The following is a 20875-nucleotide window of genomic DNA, read 5'->3' on the forward strand; positions in this document are numbered from 1 at the left end:
CCAATCCTCTGTCAAGTGAGCGATTGGCTTTTTGATTTATCTCGGAGAATAAGAAGACATGGAGTACGGATAAGTATAAGCGATTTCCTCATCAAACGTGATGTAATCAAGGTAAATGGTCAGAAGCAGATAGCGGGTGCCCGTTTTCGGATCGCTGATGATGATATGGTCACGTCCCGCCGCCTGAATCACACCGCGGAAAATCTTTGAATTCCATTCTTTGCTGTTTTCAAATGTCATATAAATCGTCGCCGTTTTGCCCCGGTTCAACCGCAGAATATTTTCAATGTATGACTCTTCAATCGGCAGCATGCCGGGAACGTTTTGTGACGATGATGGACCTGACGGAATCTGAAAGCTGCCGCCGCCCTGCTGCTGCGGCTGGCCGGGGAACCCCCCGCCGAAGCCCTGCTGGCCCTGCTGCTGCGGCTGGCCGGGAAACCCCCCGCCGAAGCCCTGCTGGCCTTGCTGCATCGGCATTGTCATTTGCTGCTGCATCGGCATCATTTGCGATCCTTGGCCGCCCTGAGGCTGCGGATAAGGATTAGGCCCGAGCTGCGGCTGGTATCCTTGCATATCCATTCCCATCCCCATCCCTTGCATTTGCTGATATTGATTCTTTTTCGGTTTCATATTGTTCCTCCTTTGATGAAAACCTCTTCATGCTGAAACCTCCTGACAAGTATCAGACAGCCGACAGAGAAGCTGCTGTTTTTATCTATTCCACCATATGAGCCCGCAGAAAGATTTATGCGAAAAAAGAAAATACGCTCCAATGAGTCCGGACATCAGAGCCGGTTTTTTTTGTGCGCGCAATGCTGACTTTTCACATAATAGTCTGTATTCCTATCGCATCTTCCGCATAATGAACATATGATAGCGGTAGTTTCAGGTGCGAAAAGGGGGTGACGAGTTGCCTAAAGTGTCAGTGATCATGACGAGCTATAACAAAAGTGACTATGTGGCCCGCTCTATTAAAAGTATTCTGTCTCAGACGTTTACGGACTTTGAGCTGTTCATTATGGATGACAACTCAAATGAAGCGACATTGGCGGAAATACGTCCTTTTCTCACGGATGCCCGCGTCCGGTTTTATCAAAGCGATGTATCGGGCGTCAAAGAAAGAACGGAAAAAACACGCTACGCCGCCTTGATTAATCAGGCAATAGAAATGGCGGAGGGCGAGTACGTGACGTATGCGACCGACGACAACACGTATGTGCCGGAACGGCTTGAGAAAATGGTGAAAGAGCTTGATGAAGACCCGGAAAAAGCCGTCGTGTATTCAAGTTCCAAAACCTATCATCTGAATCAGCGGAAAGAGACGGTGAAGGAGACGGCCAGGCCCGCCGAACGGATCGTGTGGAACGCGCCGTGCGCCATTGACCATTGTTCGGTCATGCACCGGTTTTCCGTGCTGGAACAGGTCAAATCGGCATTCGGTTCCTATTGGGATGAAAGCCCGGCGTTTTACCGGATCGGTGACGCCCGTTTCTTCTGGAGAGTGAATCATTTTTATCCGTTTTACCCGATTTCTGAGGAGCTTGATATCAATTATATTACTGATCAATCCATCCATTATCAGCTTTTCGCGGCGGAGAAAAACGAGTTTGTGAACAGCCTTCCGCAGCAGACCACGTGCCGGGAGCTGAGGGAATCATTAAAAAAGCTTGGAAAGGGGTGAGGGCTTGTCGGCATACTTAGCGAATTATTGGGTGCTGTACCGGCAGTATATTGACCTTTTTCAGTCACTTCGCTACAAAGACATCCCGCTCGCATTGATCAGTAATTTTTATCAATATATCAGTCCGGCGCTTCGGGAGAGCATGGAGCAGAACCCAGAGCTTTTCGGTCCGGCTGATCAGCATATTCCTGAAGCCGGTATACAGCCATATTATGATCAAAAAAGGCAAAACATTAAGAAAACAGATGAGAAACCGGTAAACGGAAAAGTCATTCTGCATTTCGATCATCTTCGGTTCACCGAGGGAAGCTACCGGCAGTTTGATCCGGCAAAAACAGCGGTACTGGCCAGATGGAGTCTGCCTGACCATTACGGGCTGCCCGTTATCTGCAAATTGGAGCTGACGGGAATGGGGCAAAAAGGGAACCCCGTCCCTTATATTGAAAAAGCCCATTCCATTTTGAAAGAGCTTCACAGCCATCCCGCTTTCGGAAACAGAGAATTTCAGGAACGTTTGTATAAAGACATTCCATTATTTATTGAAGCGATTGACGCCGTTGATATTTTGTTTACGGCCGAGAAGATTTCCGCCGTTGTAGTCGGCACGGCGGAGGATATTTACAGCCGTGTGCTGGCGCTGATGTCAGCGAAAAAAAACGCCGTCAGCATCTGTCTGCAGCACGGAGCGCTCATGGGAGATGAAGCGTTTCTGCCCGTATTTACGGACTATCAGGCTGTATTCGGGGCTTATGAAGCGGAGTGGTATAAAGCAAAAGGCTGCAGGGATGAACAAATCATCATCACGGGGCATCCCCGTTTCGACGAGATTTTCTCAAGAGAGCCGATAGATCAAGACACGTTTTACCGCAAACTTTCTTTTCTCCCGTCACAGCGGACGGTGCTGATCGCCACGCAGCCGTTTTCTGATGAATTTTATACGGGCGTGCTTGAAAAGCTTGCCGGCCAAAAGAACATGCAGCTCATTATTAAACCGCATCCGTGGGAAATCGGCAAAAACAAGCTGGATGCTTACAATCAGGTGCTGCGGAAATATAAAGCAGGAAAAATCATCAAAAAAGAGATGGAGCTGTATGATATTCTCCCGTATGTTGACACTGCGGTGACACAGACATCAACGGTCGGTCTTGAAGCGATGCTGTTTCAAAAGCCCGTGCTGATCGGAAAATCAGCGGGAACCCGTCGATACCCTTATTATCATTCACTTGGAGAATTTGTTTTTGAGGACCCGCAGGCACTTGCTCAGGAATTAATCCGGATATGCGAAAGCCCCGCGGAATATCAAAAAGCGGAACAGGCGCGCCGTGCTTTTGTCGCCGCGAACTACCCGGTTCAGGATTCGCTTGCCGCTTTATGCCAAGTGCTTCAGGAAAAAACCGGAGTCAGCTTCAGACGGGTTGACCCTTCATAAAAAAGATAGGAGCGCAAAGAAAATGGTGCAAAAAAGATCAGCTTTTCTTCCTTATTCATTGCCCATGATCGGGAAGGACGAAATTCAGGAGGTTATTGATACGCTTGAATCGGGCTGGCTTTCAAAGGGACCGAAAGTAGAGGCGTTTGAAAAAGCCTTTGCCAACTGGACGGGGGCAAAGCACGCGATCGCGCTGAACTCATGTACCGCCGCTTTGTTTTTGGCCCTGAAAGCGAAAGGGATCGGTCCCGGCGATGAGGTCATCACGTCTGCCGTGACGTTCAGTTCAACAGCCAATACAATCGTGCACACAGGCGCCGTTCCGGTGTTTGTTGACATCGATCCGCTTACGCTGAATGCGGACCCTGAAAACATTGAGGCGGCCGTCACCCCGCGGACAAAGGCGATTGTACCCGTTCATTTCGCCGGCCAGTCGTGTGATATGGATGAGATTCTGGCCATTGCCGAAAAGCATCAGTTATTTGTCTTAGAGGATGCCGCACATGCCGTGTATACCACTTATAAACAGAAAATGATCGGATCAATCGGTGATGCGACGGCATTCAGCTTCTACGCGACAAAAAACCTGGCAACCGGTGAAGGCGGCATGCTGACGACGGACGATGACGGGCTTGCCGATCAGATCAGGGTGCTCAGCCTTCACGGCATGAGCAAAGGCGCGTGGAACCGCTATTCTTCAAACGGAAGCTGGTACTACGAGGTCGAAACGCCCGGCTATAAAATGAATATGTTTGATCTTCAGGCAGCGCTTGGGCTTCATCAGCTGAAACGGATTGACAGCATGCAGCAAAGAAGAGCCGACATTGCGAGCCGCTACCAGGACGCCTTCAGACACATGAAAGGGCTGACCATCCCGCATGTCAGTGATGACGGACGGCATGCATGGCATCTGTATGTTCTTCAAATAGAGGAGCAGGAGGCCGGGGTCAGCCGGAACGATCTGATTTCCGCTTTAAAAGACCAATATCATATCGGCACAAGTGTTCATTTTATTCCGGTTCCGTTCCATCCGTATTATCAAAAAACGTACGGATATAAGGAAACTGACTTTCCGGCCGCGGCAGCGTATTATCACCGCACCGTGTCACTCCCTCTTTATCCGTCAATGACAGATGACGACGTTGAATACGTCATTGCAGCCGTTACGGATATCGTCAAAGGGGCTGATTAGGTGTACAGACTGAGGGAAAATCTTGCTCAGGACATGATTCATGCCTTCCTGCATCAGAAGGGCATCCAGCCGGAAGCCTATGAATCGTCGCTCTGTTTATTGGAAGAAAACAGCCTTCAAGGCGTGATTTTATATGAAAACTCTTCGTGGGAAAGTCAATTGTTCCGAAAAAATATCATCAATGTGAAGCTTGCAGCCGCAAACAGCACCGGACAGCTCAAAAGGCTGTTTCAGGAATTTTACGCGGCAAGGCGGGCGGCAGGCACTGATTTTATATTTATTAAAATACCGGCTGAAGATATCGGCGCGATGCAGGTCGTTCAGCAGCTTCCGAACGCTTATTTTGTAGGGAGTCTGCTCAAGCTCGTCAGTCCGGTGCGTGTATATAACAGCACGCCGCCGTTTGAGATTACAGAAGCCGGACCCGGCGACACGGAAGCGATCAGCCGGCTGGCCCGCGACGCCTTTACAAAAAGCAGGTATTACCAAGATCCCCGCCTCAGCTATGAAAGTGCAAACCGCCTGTTTGAAGAGTGGGCGCGGAATAACGCGGAAGGCAGAGCTTCGTTACAATTCGCCGCCACATATAAGGGAGAGACCGTGGGCTTTGTTCAGGGGCTGTCTAAAGGCGATGAATTCGTCCTTGATCTGATGGCGGTAAAGCCGGGCTTTGAAGGAAAAGGAGCGGGATTCCATTTAGCGGCGCACGTGATTGAACAATCATTGCGCTTTCAGCATAAGACTGTATCAGCGGGAACGCAGCTCCACAATGTAAGAGCCATCCGCCTGTATGAAAGAATGGGATTTAAAGCGGATGCGTCCTATTACTACTATCATGTGTGGCCCGGGAAGGAGGCGGACTGATGGCATCATGCAAAATCGGAACGAAGTCAATCGGCGAAGGTTCGCCCGTATTCATCATCGCCGAAGCCGGAATTAATCATGACGGAAAACTGAGCCAGGCGTTTGAATTGATAGATGCGGCCAGTGAGGCCGGCGCGGACGCGGTCAAGTTTCAAATGTTTCAGGCTGACAAAATGTATCAGAAAGACCCCGGCTTGTACAAAACCGCTGCGGGAAAAAACGTCTCTATTTTTTCTTTGGTGCAATCAATGGAAATGCCCGCCGAGTGGATCGAACCGCTGCTTGAATATTGTAAGAAAAAAGGCGTGCTGTTTTTAAGTACGGTATGTGACGAAGGCTCTGCCGACTTACTGTATGCGACTTCCCCTTCAGCCTTTAAAATCGCCTCCTACGAGCTGAACCATCTGCCGTTATTGAAATATGTCGCGGGGCTGAAGACCCCGATTATTTTTTCCACCGCGGGCGCTGATATTTCAGATATTCAGGAGGCTTATCAAACCATTACCGGCGAGGGGAACACAGAAATTGCGATCATGCATTGTGTGGCGAAATATCCCGCGCCGCCTGAATACAGCAATCTGAGCGTCATTCCCATGCTTGCCGCCGCATTCCCGGATGCAGTGATCGGTTTCTCCGATCACAGCGCCCATCCGTATGATGTGCCGTGCGCGGCTGTCAGGCTCGGAGCGAAACTGATTGAAAAGCATTTTACGATCGATAAAAACCTGCCCGGTGCCGATCACTCCTTCGCCCTCAATCCGGATGAATTAAAAGAAATGGTTGCGGCGATCCGCTCAGTTGAAGCGGAGCTGCGGCAGGGTCTTCACGCTCCGGTGCCGGAAGTGCTGTCGGGAAGTTCTCATAAAACGACGACACCGATTGAAGGGGATATCAGAAGGTTCGCTTACAGAGGCATTTTTTCAACAGCGCCGATTCAAAAAGGCGAATATTTTACGGCGGAAAACCTTGCCGTCCTTCGTCCCGGCCAAAAACCGCAGGGGCTTCACCCGAGATATTTTGAGCTTTTAACTGACGGGGCGCGTGCGGTCAGGGATATCCCCGCCGACACGGGCATCACTTGGGATGACCTTTTGACGAAAGGCAGCCCATATGATGACTGACATTTTGTTTATCATTCAGGCGCGGATGGGAAGCGGGCGTCTTCCCGGTAAAGTGCTGAAACCGATCGGCGGGTATACGATCCTCGATATGATTGTCAAAAGGGTTCGGCAAAGCGCGTATTATGATCAATCACGGGATAATCTGATCGTCGCCTCGTCTGACAGCAAGACCGACGACATTCTGTCTGCGCACTGCATCAGCAAGAACTACCGTGTGCACCGCGGCAGCGAGCAGCGCGTGCTTGACCGGTTTGCACAAGTCATCGAACAAGTAAAACCGGACATCGCAGTCAGACTGACGGGGGATAACCCGTTTGTCGACCCTTCGCTGCTTGATTTTCTGATTCAATCGCATTTAGATCAGCACGCAGACTACACGTATATCTGCGGTACACCGCTCGGCATCGGCGGCGAGGCGGTAAACGCGCGTCTTTTAACGGAGATCAATGCGGACAAAACGCTGGCGGACAAATATCAGGAGCATGTCACGCTTTTAATAAGAGAATCCTCTGAGAAGTACCGGCTTCTCTTTCCTGAGCCCCCGCAGGAACTCCGGGCTCCTCACTTGCGGCTGACCGTCGATACCGAAGAGGACTACAGGCTGGCCCGCGAGCTGTACGTAAAAGCGGGCTCGCGTCCTGATATTCCGGCAAGAGAATTGATCCATCTGCTGAATAGTGATCCGGAGCTCAGGGCCATTAATCAAATGATCCGGCAAAAAGAGGCTGATTAGCATGCGGGTTTTGATTTTCGCGGACGGGGGCCGTGACATCGGCATGGGGCACGCGGTCCGGATGAAGCTGCTTGCCGGTGCCATTAAGAACAATTGCGCAATAACGTTCTACACAAATAAAGAGGCTTCTTCTTATCTGTCTTCTGATCAATGGGAAGTGATCATCAAGCCTGACAAGGGACAGAAGGAATTTATTGTCCGGGAAATAAACAGGCAGGCTCCTGACCTTCTCATATTCGATCTGCTCGATATGCCGTGTGACTGGTTAGAGGAAGTCAAAAAGCATTCATCGGCACGTATCGTCTTATTTGAAGAAAAACGGGAACATGTCATTCATTTATGCGATGCCGTTATAAACGGCATTTACGGAGGGCTGAAAAGCCGGACGGTTCAAATGGGCGGCGCCGTTGTATATGAAGGCCCGGAATATATCATTCTTCATCCGGGTTTTGAAAAAGCAAAGCAGCTCTATCAGCTGAGAAAAGAATGCCGGACCATATTGGTCTCATTAGGAGGAAGCGACCCGAAGAAGCTTGTCTTTAAAGTGATGGAAGCATGCCGCCGCATCCCCGATATTCAGCGAAAACGAGTGATCATCGTCATGGGCGGCGCCGCGCCTCATGCTGATGACGTGCGCGCGCATCTTACACAAATGCCTTATGCCGAGATGGTAAGGCAGACAAATGACATGGCCGCGCTTCTTTCGAGGGCTGATATGGCCGTCGTGTCCGGCGGGATCACTTTATATGAGACCATTTGTACGGGTGTGCCCTGCATCGTACTTTCTCAAGTGGAGCATCAAACTGAGACGGCGGAAAAATTCGCCGCACGGGGGGCCGCCGTTCATCTCGGCCTTGGTGAATGCATATCAGCGGACGTTCTCGCACGGCATATGTCTGACATGGCCGCTGATTATCCGATGCGGTCCGGACTTCATCAAAACGGAAAGCCGCTGGTTGACGGCAGGGGCATCAAACGGGCGGCGGCGATTCTTTATGATTTGTGATAAAACCACACGTAAGGAAGTGTTCATGTGAAAGGTGTTATCTTAGCCGGAGGCACCGGCTCACGCCTTATGCCGCTGACAAAAGCGGTCAATAAGCATTTACTCCCTGTCGGTCCATATCCGATGATTTACTGGTCGATCATGAAGCTGGAAGAAGCGGGGATTACGGATATCTTGCTGATTACGCAAAAAGAATATATTCCGCAATTTCATAAACTTCTCGAAACCGGAGAAGAACTCGGCGTCTCAATCACATATCAGGTTCAGCCAGCCGCATCCGGCATTTCCGACGGTTTATCATACGCAAAGCGGTTTACCGGGCGCGACCCGTTTGTCCTGCTTTTGGGAGATAATATTTTTGAAGATTCATTAAAACCTTATACGGAGCGTTTCGCAAAGCAGGGAAAAGGAGCGAAAGTGCTGCTGAAAGAAGTGGACGATCCGGAGCGCTTCGGCATCGCCGAGATTGATGAGGAAAACAAACGGATCAAGTCGATCATTGAAAAGCCGGAGCAGCCGCCGACCAGACTATGCGTCACAGGGATCTACATGTACGACGCAGAAGTGTTTTCTTATATTGAACAGATTTCCCCTTCAAAACGCGGCGAACTGGAAATTACAGATGTCAATAATTTATACATTGAACACAGTGAGCTGACGTATGATGTGTTAACGGGCTGGTGGGTGGATGCGGGCACGCATGAATCGCTCTACCTCGCCGGAAGCCTGGCGCATCAGGCAATACAGAAAGGACAGGAGCATTAATCATGCCAAAATCATATTTAATTACAGGCGGCGCCGGATTTATCGGCCTTACCTTCACAAAGATGATGCTGAAAGAAACGGACGCGCAGATTACCGTCCTGGATAATCTCACGTATGCAAGCAGGCCGCTTGAAATAGAAGCCTTAAAAAAGAACGGCCGTTTCCGTTTTATCAAAGGTGACATTTCTAAAAAAGAGGACATTGACAAAGTCTTTTCCCACATGTATGACGCTGTCATTCATTTTGCGGCTGAATCCCATGTGGACAGAAGCATAAATCAGGCAGAGCCGTTCATCACAACAAATGTGATGGGCACATACCGACTGGCGGACGCGGTGTTGCAGGGAAAAGCCGGCAGGCTGATTCACATTTCCACAGATGAGGTGTACGGAGATTTGGCGCCGGATGATCCCGCTTTTACAGAGACGACGCCGCTTTCTCCGAACAATCCGTATTCCGCCAGCAAGGCAAGCTCAGACCTGCTCGTCATGTCTTATGTGAAAACTCATAAGCTTCCAGCCATCATTACAAGATGCAGCAACAATTACGGGCCGTACCAGCATCACGAGAAAATGATTCCGACCATTATCAGGCATGGCGTAAACGGCACGCCGGTTCCGCTGTACGGCGACGGATTGCAGATCAGAGACTGGCTGTTTGCCGAAGACCATTGCCGCGCCATTAAGCTCGTCCTGGAAAAAGGAACACTCGGTGACATTTACAATATCGGCGGAGGAAATGAACGGACGAATAAAGAGCTTGCGTCATTTATCATGAAGGAGCTCGGTGTCGAGGAACGGTTTGCTCATGTCGAAGACAGAAAAGGGCATGACCGCCGCTACGCCATCAATGCTTCAAAGCTGAAAAATGAGCTGGGATGGCGGCAGGACGTCACATTTGAAGAAGGAATGAGAAGAACCATTCGCTGGTATACAGACAGCCAAGACTAATCGGAAAGAAGGTGATCCGATTGACGAAGGTATTAGTAACCGGAGCGGCCGGCCAGCTGGGGCGGGAGTTATGCCGCCAGCTGAAGCGGGAAGGGTATGAAGTGATCGCCTTGACAAAAGCGATGATGAACATATCCGACCAGCGTTCGGTGCGGCACTCGTTCAGCCATTACAAGCCGGATATCGTCGTCAATACGGCGGCATACACCTCCGTTGACAAATGTGAAACGGAGCTCGACAAAGCGTATTTAATAAACGGAATCGGCGCTTATTATGCCGCGCTTGAGGCTGAAAACACCGGCGCGAAATTCATTCACATCAGCACCGATTACGTCTTCAGCGGCAAAGGAACACGGCCATACCAGACCGACGATCCCGCAGATCCGGGCACGATTTACGGAAAAAGCAAAAAACTCGGCGAAGAACTGATCCGGTTAACGGGAAAAAACCACACCATTATCAGAACATCGTGGGTGTACGGCAGCGGCGGGCACAACTTTGTCAATACGATGCTGAAACTTGCGGATACACATGATCAGGTGCGTGTCGTTAACGATCAAGTCGGCGCACCGACGTACACAAAGGATTTAGCCGAAACGGTGATCGGTCTGTTTGACAGGCCGCCGGGCTTATATCACGCCGCAAACAGCGGAGTGTGCAGCTGGTATGAATTTGCCAAGGCTATTTTTGAAGAAAGCGGCAGAACCGCCGCCGTGCTGCCCGTCACGACGGAGGAATACGGAAATGAGACGCCGCGCCCCGCTTATTCGGTGTTGAGTCTTGAGTCGATTGAACGGCAGGGGCTCGGCATGAGGCATTGGCGGGAAGCGCTGCATGATTATTTACAAAGGGAGGGACAGTGCAAGTGATCGAAGGCGTAAAAATCAAAAAGCTGATCAAACACAGCGATGACCGGGGTTTTTTCTCAGAACTCGTCCGTGACGATGAACATCTCTTAGAGCGTTTCGGGCAGGCTTCCTGGTCCAAAAGCTATCCCGGCGTCATTAAAGCATTTCACTATCATGAGAAACAGGATGACCTGTGGTTTTTTCCGACGGGTCACGCCCAGGTCGTGCTCCATGACCTTCGCGAAGAGTCGGCAACCAAGGGAGAAACGGATGTCTACTACATGGGAGAAGACAATCCGATGCTCCTTCTCATTCCCAAAGGCGTCGCACACGGGTACAGAGTGCTGGGCGAAACCCCGCTGACCATTATTTATTTCACGACGATGTCCTACAATCCGGATCAGCCTGACGAAAAAAGAATTCCGTGGAATGATGACACCATCGGATTTGACTGGCAGACGGCTCACCGGTAGCGCACAAGACGAAGACAGCGGATGTCTTCGTTTTTTTGTGCTGATGTTAGCATTTGCTGTGAATGGAGCTAGTGAATAAGATACGACCGTCGACTATCATGATTGCTGGCCTGAAGGACAATTTCATCAAAAATGTCTTGGAAGATGTCAGTTAATCCTTAATGGAACCAAAAATTAAAAGATTCTTATTTTCTTCTCCTATGAAGAACATACATCCTAAAAAACAATAAATGATTTATAGAATGGGGATAGGATTAGGATTTAATTAGAAAAATCTTAAGAAAAAAGTAATATTTGCTTAAGGGAAAAGAGAACTTTCCTTTATATAGTAGGAGTATATATGGAAAGGGGAAAGCGAATGACATACATCTTAAAAACGAGTCAGCTTACAAAAACATTTAAAGGAAAAGAAGTTGTTTCCGGGGTTAATATGCACGTGAAAAAAGGGGAGATTTATGGATTCTTGGGTCCCAATGGTGCAGGTAAAACAACCATTATGAAAATGATTACCAATTTAATCAAGCCAACAAGTGGGGAAATAGAAATTTTCGGTGAGAAATTAACAGATACGTCATTTGAAGTTTTAAAACGAATGGGCACCATTATTGAATATCCCATTTTCTATGACAACCTCACTGCTAAAGAAAATTTAGATTTCCATTGTGAATATATGGGCTATTACGATAAAAAATCCATTGACCACGCTATCGAGCTTGTAAAGTTACATAATATTGATAATAAAAAAGTGAAAGAGTTTTCTTTAGGAATGAAACAAAGGTTAGGAATAGCCAGAGCTATTTCTACAAGACCAGAACTTCTCATTTTAGACGAGCCGATTAACGGTCTGGATCCAATAGGTATAAAAGAGTTGAGGGATCTCTTTAAGTTACTTTGCAGAGAATATGGAATTACATTATTAGTCTCCAGTCACATTTTAGCCGAAATGGAACAAATGTCAGATACTGTTGGTATCATACAGAATGGCAAGTTAATAAAAGAAGTTTCTATGAAGAGTATAAACGGAAAACAAACAGAGTATGTAGAGGTAAAAGTCCAAAATATAAAAAAAGCGTTATATATTTTAGAGCAAAATCTGGGGATAAGAAATTTTAAAATGATTGACCAGCAATTAATTCGTATCTATGAAACAGCAGTTACACAACAAGAAATCTCTAAAGCACTTATTCTGAATGACATTGGTATAGAAAGTATAAATAAAAAACACAGTTCTTTAGAAGAATACTTCTTAAATTCTATGAATGGGGAGGGAATACACACTAGATAGATTGCCCGTCTGTGTTATGCACCTATTTGCATTGTCTTAAATTCTTCTGCTGGAGGCTATTAGCATGTTAAAACTTATGAAATTAGAGTACAAAAAACATCACTTATCACAGTATTTTAAATGGGTGGCACTTTGGATATTCATCATCTTTGCCTTAGCGGCTTTTATGGGATGGGAATCTAAAAATGAAAATGAACTTATGTTTCGTGATTATGCAGATTTTATATCTCTAACTAATATTTTAATCAGAATTGTGTTTATTTGTTTTTCTGCTGTGATTTTATCCCGTTTAGTTATTGATGAATATAAAAATAAAACAATACAATTGCTGTTTACTTATCCTTTACAAAGAAAAAAATTAATGCAAGCTAAACTATCTATTGTCTTCCTATTCTGCTTTGTAAGTATTGTTATTGCTACGTTTGTTATTAACTTGTTAATTCTCTTCGTGAGTCCGCACTTATATTTATTCGAGAAGCCTGTTGAAATGAGTGAAGTTATTTCCGCTATGCCATCGACTCTTCTCACCGCTTTTATGATGGGAGGAGTGAGTCTGATTCCTTTATTTTTCGGCATGAGAAAAAAATCAACTTCTGCTACAATCACTTGGGCTGTCATAATCGGGGTCTTTATCAATGCAACAGTTTCCGACGGAGGAGAAACAGTCAGTTTAAGTCAATTTATTATCATTCCAATTATACTTTGTTTATTTGGTTTTTTAGTGGGTTATCTTTCTTACCGTAAGGTGGATCAGAAAGATTTATTGTAGATAAAAGGAGAAATTATACAATGAAGAAGATTATAGCATCATGTGCAGTGTTAATCGTAATCGGCGGAATTGTTTTAAGCCTTTATAAGACAGATACTAAAAACTTTAAAAAGAACGTGTCCTACAATGTTGAAAAAATTGATACTTTAAAAGTATATACTGACTCATGGGATGTGAAGTTTAAAAAGAGTAATTTAAATAAGGTAACAATATCTGCTGAGGGGAAACAGAAAGATAAGGCTCCAGTTACATTTCAAGAAAATGGGAGAGATTTGGTCGTTAGTCAAAAAGAACAAAAGAATGGCGGCTTTTTGGATGGATTTACTTTTGGGAAGCAGGGCGGCACAATCTATATTAATGTTCCCGATTCAGGTATGAACAATATTGAAATAACCAATAAAGATGGGAATATACAATTAAGTGAAATTTCAGCTGAACATATTGTCGTTGATAATCATTCCGGTGATGAAAAAATCAATAATGTTTCGGCTCATACTGGAAAGTTTTCATCCAAGGATGGGGCGTTAAGCGTTGAAAATAGTTCTTTTGAGAAATTAAATATAACATCTGCAAGCGGCGATAACGAGATGAAGGAAATACATAGTTCCAATGTAAAGGTTACTTCTAAAGATGGAGCGGTTTCAATCAAGGACATAACAGAAGGAACATCTTTATCAGTAAATACGAAATCAGGAGATATAGGTGTATCTTATAAAAAAGCGCCAACTTCACTTGCTGTTTTTGCTCAGAGTAATTCTGATGTAACGTTTGATCTAGATGGGCTTAATAAGAGCCATGATGGCGTAAAACTGAAAAAAGGTGAAATTGGCGCGGGAAGTAATAAAGTAAGTCTATCTAGTGAAGATGGTTCGATAAAGGTGAGATAAAAAGAGAAAAACACAAAACAACAATTCCCGCTATTGAAGAATGGTTGTCTTATTTGTTTGTATTTAAAATGTTTTGGAATATTTATCTCCTTTTGTATAAAAAATAATTATAATGAGATTAATTATCTGTATAATGATTGAAATAAACAGTGAATTAAGAATATCAGTTTTATATTTAAGGAGCGGAAAGCTTGGGTTACAAAATATTAATTGTAGAAGACGACCAATTCATAAGCGATATGGTAAGCGAAAGCTTAACGAAAGAAGGGTTTGAAGTAACAGCAGCTTTTGATGGTGAAGAAGCTTTAGACATATTGAACACCCAAAAGTTTGAGGTTATATTGTTGGATTTAATGCTTCCGAAGATAGATGGGATGGAATGTTTAAGAATGATTCGTTCCAAAAGTATGGTTCCCGTTCTTATCATGTCTGCAAAAGATGAAGATGTAGATAAGGCACTTGGTCTCGGCCTCGGGGCTGATGATTATATTTCTAAACCTTTTTCTATGCTGGAGGTAATAGCCAGAATTAAAGCAACCATTAGAAGAGAAAGACACTATAAGAGCTCCCTGTCTTCAAAGGAAGAAAAAATCATTAAAATAGGTGATTTAAGTGTTGACCTGCATGGCTTTTCTGTTAAAAAATTCAATGAAAAGATTAATCTCACGGCAAAAGAATTTAATATTTTAAAACTCTTTATTTCTAATCCTTCACAAGTATATACTAAGTCTCAACTTTATAAATCCGTATGGGAAGATGAGTATCATGGAGATGAGAATGTAATTAATGTTCATATTAGACGGCTCAGAGAGAAAATTGAGGACGATCCATCTCATCCAATGTACATAAAAACTTTGTGGGGAATCGGTTATAAGTTGGGAGATTTTTAAATTGTTTTATATGTTGGTTATTTTATTCATATGCTCTGCAGCAGTAAATATATTTCTTTTCCGAAGCCGATTAAATCTAAGGACTGAGATTAAATATATAAGAAATAAACTTCGAAAAGTTGTTAATGAAGAGACAGGCGAAAGATTATTGCTTAACACGGAAGATAAATATATAAAATCCTTGTTAATTCAAATAAACCGTCTTTTAGACCATAATCAAAAGATCAAAGGGAACTACAATAGTATTGAACTGTCCATGCGAAAAATGTTATCAAATATTTCACACGATTTAAAGACGCCTTTAACAGTTATACTAGGTTATATTGAAATGATAAATAACGATAAAAGTCTGACTTCGGAAAAGGTTATGAGTTTACTAAAAACAGTTAATTTAAAAACGGTCGAGGTATTAGCGTTAATAAACCGTTTTTTTGAACTTGTAAAATTAGAGTCAGGAGATAAAAAATTAAATTCTTCACGAATTGACATATGTGAAGTCAGCCGAAAAATAATTTTGGATTACTACGAAATTTTAATCAGCAAAGAATTTGAAGTAGTGATTGATATACCCGATGATTCTGTCTTTGTTAGCGGAGATGAAGATGCAATTGAGAGGGTTCTGAATAATTTAATTATGAATGCAATTCAATATGGTTCCGATGGTAAGATGGTGGGTTTAAAGATCAGAATAACTGATAATGATGTTTTTGTAGAAGTATCAGATAAAGGAAAAGGGATAAATGAATTGCATAAAGACCGTGTCTTTGAACGAATGTACACATTGGAGGACTCGAGAAATACCAATTATCAGGGAAGCGGATTGGGGCTGACGATTACTAAGAGATTAGTAGAGCAAATGGAAGGAAGTATATCTCTAAATAGTGTCCCCTTCAAAGAAACAACGTTTTCTGTACGTTTAAGACGTATTAAATTTTAATAAAAGCAGTAAGGTTTCTTCTGTATACGTCTTCAAATCCCCTTTCTCTTTAATCTGAGAGGCTGACAACAGCCTCTTTTTTTACACACAAAAACCTGGCATGAATCTTGCATATAAAAAGGGGCGTAACGACAATGTGAAAGGGATTGATGGGTTTTGGTGTAAAAGCGCTTACATTTTGTTCTGCCGGTAATTGAAGCTTACACGTAAAATACGATGAGGTGATAAAACATGTCAGCCAACCCGCTTTCTAAAAGCAATCAGAAAGATGAAGAAAAAGAAGTTCTTAATTTGTTCTTGTCAACACAATCGATCATAAAAGAGGCCCTGCGCAAACTGGGGTACCCTGACAATATGTATGAATTGATGAAAGAGCCGATGCGGCTTTTGACCGTCCGCATCCCTGTCAAAATGGACAATGGCTCAGTACAGGTTTTCACGGGCTACCGCTCACAGCATAATGACGCAGTCGGCCCGACAAAAGGAGGCGTGCGGTTTCATCCGGAAGTCAGTGAAGAAGAGGTTAAGGCGCTTTCGGTCTGGATGACTTTAAAATGCGGCATCACAAATCTTCCTTACGGGGGCGGAAAAGGCGGCATCATCTGTGATCCGCGGACGATGTCATTCGGAGAGCTGGAACGGCTGAGCCGCGGATATGTGCGCGCGATCAGCCAGATCGTCGGTCCGACAAAGGATATTCCGGCTCCCGACGTATATACCAACTCGCAGATTATGGCATGGATGATGGACGAATACAGCCGCCTGAGAGAATTTGATTCACCGGGATTCATTACGGGCAAACCGATCGTTCTCGGCGGTTCACAGGGGCGGGAGACAGCGACCGCGCAAGGCGTCACGATTTGTATTGAGGAAGCCGTTAAGAAAAAAGGGATTCCATTGGAAAATGCGCGGATCATCATTCAGGGGTTCGGAAATGCGGGGAGCTTTCTCGCTAAATTTATGCATGATGCCGGCGCCAAGGTGATCGGCATCTCAGACGCCCACGGCGCTTTGTATGACCCTGACGGCCTTGACATTGATTACCTGCTGGATAAGCGGGACAGCTTCGGCACGGTGACGAATCTCTTCTCGGATGTCATAACGAACAGGGAGCTGCTGGAAAAGGACTGTGATATTCTCGTGCCTGCCGCAATCTCCAATCAGATTACGGCTGAAAACGCCCATCACATTAAAGCCTCAATCATTGTGGAGGCGGCGAACGGGCCGACAACGATAGACGCCACGAAAATCCTGAATGAAAGAGGCGTGCTTCTCGTGCCGGATATTTTGGCAAGCGCCGGCGGCGTGACGGTGTCTTATTTTGAATGGGTGCAAAATAATCAAGGCTTTTACTGGTCTGAGGAGGAAGTCGCCGGAAAACTGCGCAGCGTCATGGTGAATTCGTTTGAATCCATTTATCAGACAGCGCATACCCACAAAGTCGATATGCGTTTGGCCGCCTATATGACGGGCATCAGAAAGTCGGCTGAAGCGGCCCGGTTCCGCGGCTGGGTATAAGTGTTATCCGCAAAGAGATTTTGCATCAGTTATATAGCAGATCGCAAAATTTCTTTGCGTTTTCAGATTGCAGCTGACAGATTCGGACAAGCTTCGTCCGCTTTCGGCAAAGATTTTCTCATTTTTATCACAAATTGCTATGCTGGTATGCTTCTTGCATCTTCATAAAGCGTGAGCACACATTACAAAATACGGGGAGGAATTCTAATGACAGTTTCATACGCACACGAACCATTTACAAATTTTCAGGAAGAGACAAATAAACAATCGTTTCAGGAAGCGCTGGCTTATGTGAATTCACAGCTCGGCAAGCATTATCCGCTTATCATCAACGGTGAAGAGATTGAAACGGATAAAAAGATCATTTCCGTCAATCCGGCAGATAAAAAAGAAGTGATCGGTTCTGTATCGGCAGCCGGAAAAGAACTTGCGGAAAAGGCCATGCTGGCTGCGCTGCAGGCATTTCAAACATGGAAAAAAGTACGGCCGGAACACCGCGCGAATGTGCTGTTTAAAGCGGCGGCGATCATCCGCAGAAGAAAGCACGAATTCTCCGCGTATCTAGTGAAAGAAGCCGGAAAACCGTGGAAGGAAGCGGATGCTGATACGGCGGAAGCGATCGACTTTTTAGAGTATTATGCCCGTCAGATGCTGAAACTGAAAGACGGTTCCCCTGTAAAGAGCCGTGACGGAGAATTTAATCAGTATCACTATGAGCCGCTTGGGGTGGGAATCGTCATTTCTCCATTCAACTTCCCGCTTGCGATCATGGCGGGAACGGCGGCGGCAGCCATCGTAACAGGCAACACGATACTGCTGAAACCGGCGGATGCGGCGCCTGTCGTGGCGGCGAAATTTGTTGAAGTGATGAAAGAAGCGGGCCTGCCGGACGGCGTGCTCCAATTCATACCGGGCGACGGAGGAGAAATCGGCGACTATCTGGTTGAGCATCCGAAGACGAGATTTGTGTCGTTTACAGGTTCCCGTGCGGTCGGATGCCGCATCTATGAACGCGCCGCAAAAGTACAGCCGGGCCAAAAGTGGCTGAAACGGGTCATTGCCGAAATGGGAGGGAAAGATACGGTGCTTGTAGACAGAGGTGCTGATCTTGATCTTGCCGCTTCCTCAATCGTGTATTCCGCCTTCGGATTCTCAGGCCAAAAATGTTCAGCCGGTTCCCGTGCGGTCATTCATCAGGACGTCTATGATGAAGTTGTTGAAAAAGCCGTCGCTTTAACAAAATCACTCACCGTCGGAAGTCCGGAAGATTTTGATACATACATGGGGCCAGTCATCCACGAAGCATCTTATAATAAAGTCATGAGGTATATCGAAATCGGCAAAACAGAAGGAAAACTCTTGACGGGAGGCGAAGGTGATGATTCAAAAGGATACTTTATTCAGCCGACCATTTTTGCGGATGTTGATGAAAACGCCCGCCTGATGCAGGAGGAAATTTTCGGGCCGGTCGTCGCGATCTCAAAAGCCCGTGATTTCGACCATATGCTTGAGATTGCCAATAATACCGATTACGGACTGACGGGCGCTCTGTTATCAAAAACCCGCGCGCACATTGAACGCGCCCGCGAAGATTTTCACGTCGGGAATCTATACTTCAACCGCGGATGTACGGGAGCGATTGTCGGATACCAGCCGTTCGGCGGTTTCAATATGTCAGGAACCGATTCAAAAGCCGGAGGACCTGACTATCTGATTCTTCATATGCAGGCAAAAACAACGTCTGAAGCCTATTAATCTTTCGGAAATAGCGCGATGAAAAAGAGAGTCGCGCTATTTTCTCTATATGAGGGTAAGGAGGATGGAACATGTATCAGCAGCTCAGCAAAATGCTTCCGGAGGAGAAAATAGAAGCCATTACGAAATCACTGGTGGCGTTAAACAGCATCAACGGCACATTGGGAGAAGGAAAAAAAGCCGACTATATCAAAGATATGATCAAGAGCTTTCCCTACTTTCAGGAGAACCCGTCACATGTGTGGGAGCAGGCGATTCCAGAGGACCCTTACGGCCGCAAAAATATTTTCGCATTTATTGAGGGAAACGGCGACAGCCTGAATACGGTCATTTATCACGCTCATCTTGATACGGTCGGCATCGAGGATTTCGGCCCTTTAAAAGATATCGCTTTTGATTCCGACCGTCTCGCGGAGTATTTCTCAAACTATGAATTTGATCGGGATGTGCAGCGGGACGCCCGCTCAGGCGAGTGGATGTTCGGAAGGGGTTCAGTTGATATGCAAAGCGGTATTGCCGTTCATCTCGCCAATCTGCTTCACTTTTCTGAGCAGCGCGATCAGCTGCCGGGCCATATTCTGTTCATGGCAAACCCGGATGAAGAAAGCCAGCATTCCGGCATTTTAACCAGCATTTCTGAATTAAAACGGCTGAAACAAGAAAAGCAGCTTCGTTATTTAGCAGCGATTAATAACGACTTCATCACGCCGCTGTATGAGGGTGACACGACAAGGTACATCTACACGGGCGCGGCAGGGAAGCTTTTGCCTTGCTTTGCGATTTACGGGCGGGAGGTGCATGTCGGTGATACGCTGTCCGGCATCGATCCGAATTTGATCGCGTCAGAAATCACCAGAAGAGTTCACAACAATATTCATATGGCGGAAAACATTGAAGGGGAGCTTGTGCTTCCGCCGACCTGCCTGTACCAGCGTGACAACAAGGAAGCGTATAACGTGCAGACCGCCGTCAGCAGCTATGTCTATTTTAATTATTTTATTTACGAGAAAACCGCCAAAGAAGTCATGGATCAGCTGACTGCGGTGGCTGACGAAGCCTGCAAAGAGACAGAACGAAAATTATCTGATTATTACGACGAATACTGTGAGAGAACGAGCCTGCCGAAAAAAGAGATGTCATGGAACGTTCAAGTGTACAGTCTGGAAGATTATCTGAAAAGGCTGAGAAGCCGCGGGATAGACCCGGCGCAGTGTATCGAGCAGGCATTTAAAACATATGAACATCTTGAACTGCGGATGAGATGCTTTAAAGCCGTCGAGGAACTGCAAAAACTCGATCCTGAGCAGGGAGCCAAGGTCATTATTTTCTATGCGCCGCCTTACCTTCCGCACAATTATCTGAAGGAAGAAAGCACACGGGACCGGCTTTTGCAGCATGTCATTCAAGAAGCGGTCGATAAAACAGCGGCATCAACCGGAGAAACATTCGTCTTTAAAAAGTTTTTCCCTTATTTAGCGGACGGAAGCTTTTTATCGCTGCATGAAACAGACGAGGAGGTCTCCGCCTTTACCGATAATTTTCCGGGCTGGGATGTCATCGGGACGATTCCTTTTAAAGAAATCAGGGAATTGAATATTCCGTCGGTCAATATAGGGGTATACGGAAAGGACGGCCATAAATGGACGGAACGCGTGTACAAGCCGTACACATTCCATGTGCTGCCGGAGCTCATTCAGCAGACGACAATGCACCTTTTGCACAGCTACCGACTAGACATACGCACAAATGGCTGACATAACGGAATAAGG

20 protein-coding genes are annotated in these 20875 nt (G+C 45.9%); 19 read left to right on the forward strand and 1 reads right to left on the reverse strand.

Annotated elements, in window-relative coordinates; translation table 11 throughout:
• Nucleotides 1-36 precede the first annotated feature (36 nt).
• Nucleotides 37-633: a spore coat protein GerQ gene (gene gerQ, locus ACNFN4_RS06340; RefSeq protein WP_014419171.1), complete on the reverse strand. Its 597-nt coding sequence runs from the start codon at nucleotides 631-633 to the stop codon at nucleotides 37-39.
• Nucleotides 634-913: 280 nt separating this feature from the next.
• Here gerQ and ACNFN4_RS06345 point away from each other — a divergent pair, with 280 nt between their 5' ends.
• The 19 genes from ACNFN4_RS06345 to ACNFN4_RS06435 all read left to right on the forward strand — a co-directional run bounded on the left by ACNFN4_RS06345 (nucleotide 914) and on the right by ACNFN4_RS06435 (nucleotide 20860).
• A complete protein-coding gene (locus tag ACNFN4_RS06345; RefSeq protein WP_014419170.1) occupies nucleotides 914-1684 on the forward strand; it encodes a glycosyltransferase family 2 protein in 771 nt (256 codons plus the stop codon).
• Between the two features lie 4 nt (nucleotides 1685-1688).
• Entirely contained in the window at nucleotides 1689-3113 is a 1425-nt protein-coding gene (locus tag ACNFN4_RS06350; RefSeq protein ID WP_448200061.1) for a capsular polysaccharide export protein, LipB/KpsS family, read from the forward strand.
• Between the two features lie 22 nt (nucleotides 3114-3135).
• Nucleotides 3136-4305, forward strand: coding sequence for a DegT/DnrJ/EryC1/StrS family aminotransferase (locus tag ACNFN4_RS06355; RefSeq protein ID WP_029972902.1), 1170 nt, complete (start codon nucleotides 3136-3138; stop codon nucleotides 4303-4305).
• Nucleotides 4306-5169, forward strand: a complete 864-nt coding sequence (locus ACNFN4_RS06360) for a GNAT family N-acetyltransferase (protein WP_017418668.1) — start codon at nucleotides 4306-4308, stop codon at nucleotides 5167-5169.
• Nucleotides 5169-6290, forward strand: a complete 1122-nt coding sequence (locus ACNFN4_RS06365; RefSeq protein ID WP_129091313.1) for an N-acetylneuraminate synthase family protein — start codon at nucleotides 5169-5171, stop codon at nucleotides 6288-6290. Before ACNFN4_RS06360 ends, ACNFN4_RS06365 begins: the two co-directional genes overlap by 1 nt.
• On the forward strand, nucleotides 6283-7023 hold the full coding sequence (locus ACNFN4_RS06370; protein ID WP_448200062.1) for a cytidylyltransferase domain-containing protein: 741 nt from the start codon (nucleotides 6283-6285) through the stop codon (nucleotides 7021-7023). Before ACNFN4_RS06365 ends, ACNFN4_RS06370 begins: the two co-directional genes overlap by 8 nt.
• A gap of 1 nt (nucleotide 7024) precedes the next feature.
• Nucleotides 7025-8029, forward strand: coding sequence for a PseG/SpsG family protein (locus ACNFN4_RS06375; protein ID WP_021494761.1), 1005 nt, complete (start codon nucleotides 7025-7027; stop codon nucleotides 8027-8029).
• Nucleotides 8030-8056: 27 nt separating this feature from the next.
• Nucleotides 8057-8794, forward strand: a complete 738-nt coding sequence (locus tag ACNFN4_RS06380; protein ID WP_029972897.1) for a sugar phosphate nucleotidyltransferase — start codon at nucleotides 8057-8059, stop codon at nucleotides 8792-8794.
• Nucleotides 8795-8796: 2 nt separating this feature from the next.
• A complete protein-coding gene (gene rfbB, locus ACNFN4_RS06385; protein ID WP_160183104.1) occupies nucleotides 8797-9744 on the forward strand; it encodes a dTDP-glucose 4,6-dehydratase in 948 nt (315 codons plus the stop codon).
• A 20-nt stretch (nucleotides 9745-9764) separates the two neighbouring features.
• A complete protein-coding gene (rfbD, locus tag ACNFN4_RS06390) occupies nucleotides 9765-10613 on the forward strand; it encodes a dTDP-4-dehydrorhamnose reductase (protein WP_015418465.1) in 849 nt (282 codons plus the stop codon).
• The gene (locus ACNFN4_RS06395; RefSeq protein WP_003150986.1) at nucleotides 10610-11065 is read left to right on the forward strand and encodes a dTDP-4-dehydrorhamnose 3,5-epimerase family protein; all 456 of its coding nucleotides are present in this window, start codon (nucleotides 10610-10612) and stop codon (nucleotides 11063-11065) included. Before rfbD ends, ACNFN4_RS06395 begins: the two co-directional genes overlap by 4 nt.
• 358 nt (nucleotides 11066-11423) lie before the next feature.
• Nucleotides 11424-12350: an ABC transporter ATP-binding protein gene (locus ACNFN4_RS06400; RefSeq protein ID WP_025649399.1), complete on the forward strand. Its 927-nt coding sequence runs from the start codon at nucleotides 11424-11426 to the stop codon at nucleotides 12348-12350.
• A 64-nt stretch (nucleotides 12351-12414) separates the two neighbouring features.
• On the forward strand, nucleotides 12415-13119 hold the full coding sequence (locus ACNFN4_RS06405) for an ABC transporter permease (RefSeq protein ID WP_448200063.1): 705 nt from the start codon (nucleotides 12415-12417) through the stop codon (nucleotides 13117-13119).
• Nucleotides 13120-13139: 20 nt separating this feature from the next.
• Nucleotides 13140-14006, forward strand: a complete 867-nt coding sequence (locus ACNFN4_RS06410; protein WP_021494767.1) for a DUF4097 family beta strand repeat-containing protein — start codon at nucleotides 13140-13142, stop codon at nucleotides 14004-14006.
• A 191-nt stretch (nucleotides 14007-14197) separates the two neighbouring features.
• Nucleotides 14198-14896, forward strand: a complete 699-nt coding sequence (locus tag ACNFN4_RS06415) for a response regulator transcription factor (RefSeq protein ID WP_014419158.1) — start codon at nucleotides 14198-14200, stop codon at nucleotides 14894-14896.
• Between the two features lies 1 nt (nucleotide 14897).
• Nucleotides 14898-15833 carry a sensor histidine kinase gene (locus ACNFN4_RS06420; protein ID WP_182072101.1) on the forward strand — a complete coding sequence of 312 codons (936 nt, stop codon included), beginning with the start codon at nucleotides 14898-14900 and terminating at the stop codon, nucleotides 15831-15833.
• A 231-nt stretch (nucleotides 15834-16064) separates the two neighbouring features.
• Nucleotides 16065-17351, forward strand: coding sequence for a Glu/Leu/Phe/Val family dehydrogenase (locus ACNFN4_RS06425; protein ID WP_014419156.1), 1287 nt, complete (start codon nucleotides 16065-16067; stop codon nucleotides 17349-17351).
• Nucleotides 17352-17558: 207 nt separating this feature from the next.
• Nucleotides 17559-19106 (forward strand): L-glutamate gamma-semialdehyde dehydrogenase, encoded by a 1548-nt coding sequence (pruA, locus tag ACNFN4_RS06430; RefSeq protein WP_182072099.1) that lies wholly within the window; start codon nucleotides 17559-17561, stop codon nucleotides 19104-19106.
• A 71-nt stretch (nucleotides 19107-19177) separates the two neighbouring features.
• The gene (locus ACNFN4_RS06435; RefSeq protein WP_182072097.1) at nucleotides 19178-20860 is read left to right on the forward strand and encodes a M20 family metallopeptidase; all 1683 of its coding nucleotides are present in this window, start codon (nucleotides 19178-19180) and stop codon (nucleotides 20858-20860) included.
• Nucleotides 20861-20875 lie beyond the last annotated feature (15 nt).

Source organism: Bacillus sp. N1(2025), assembly GCF_053470005.1.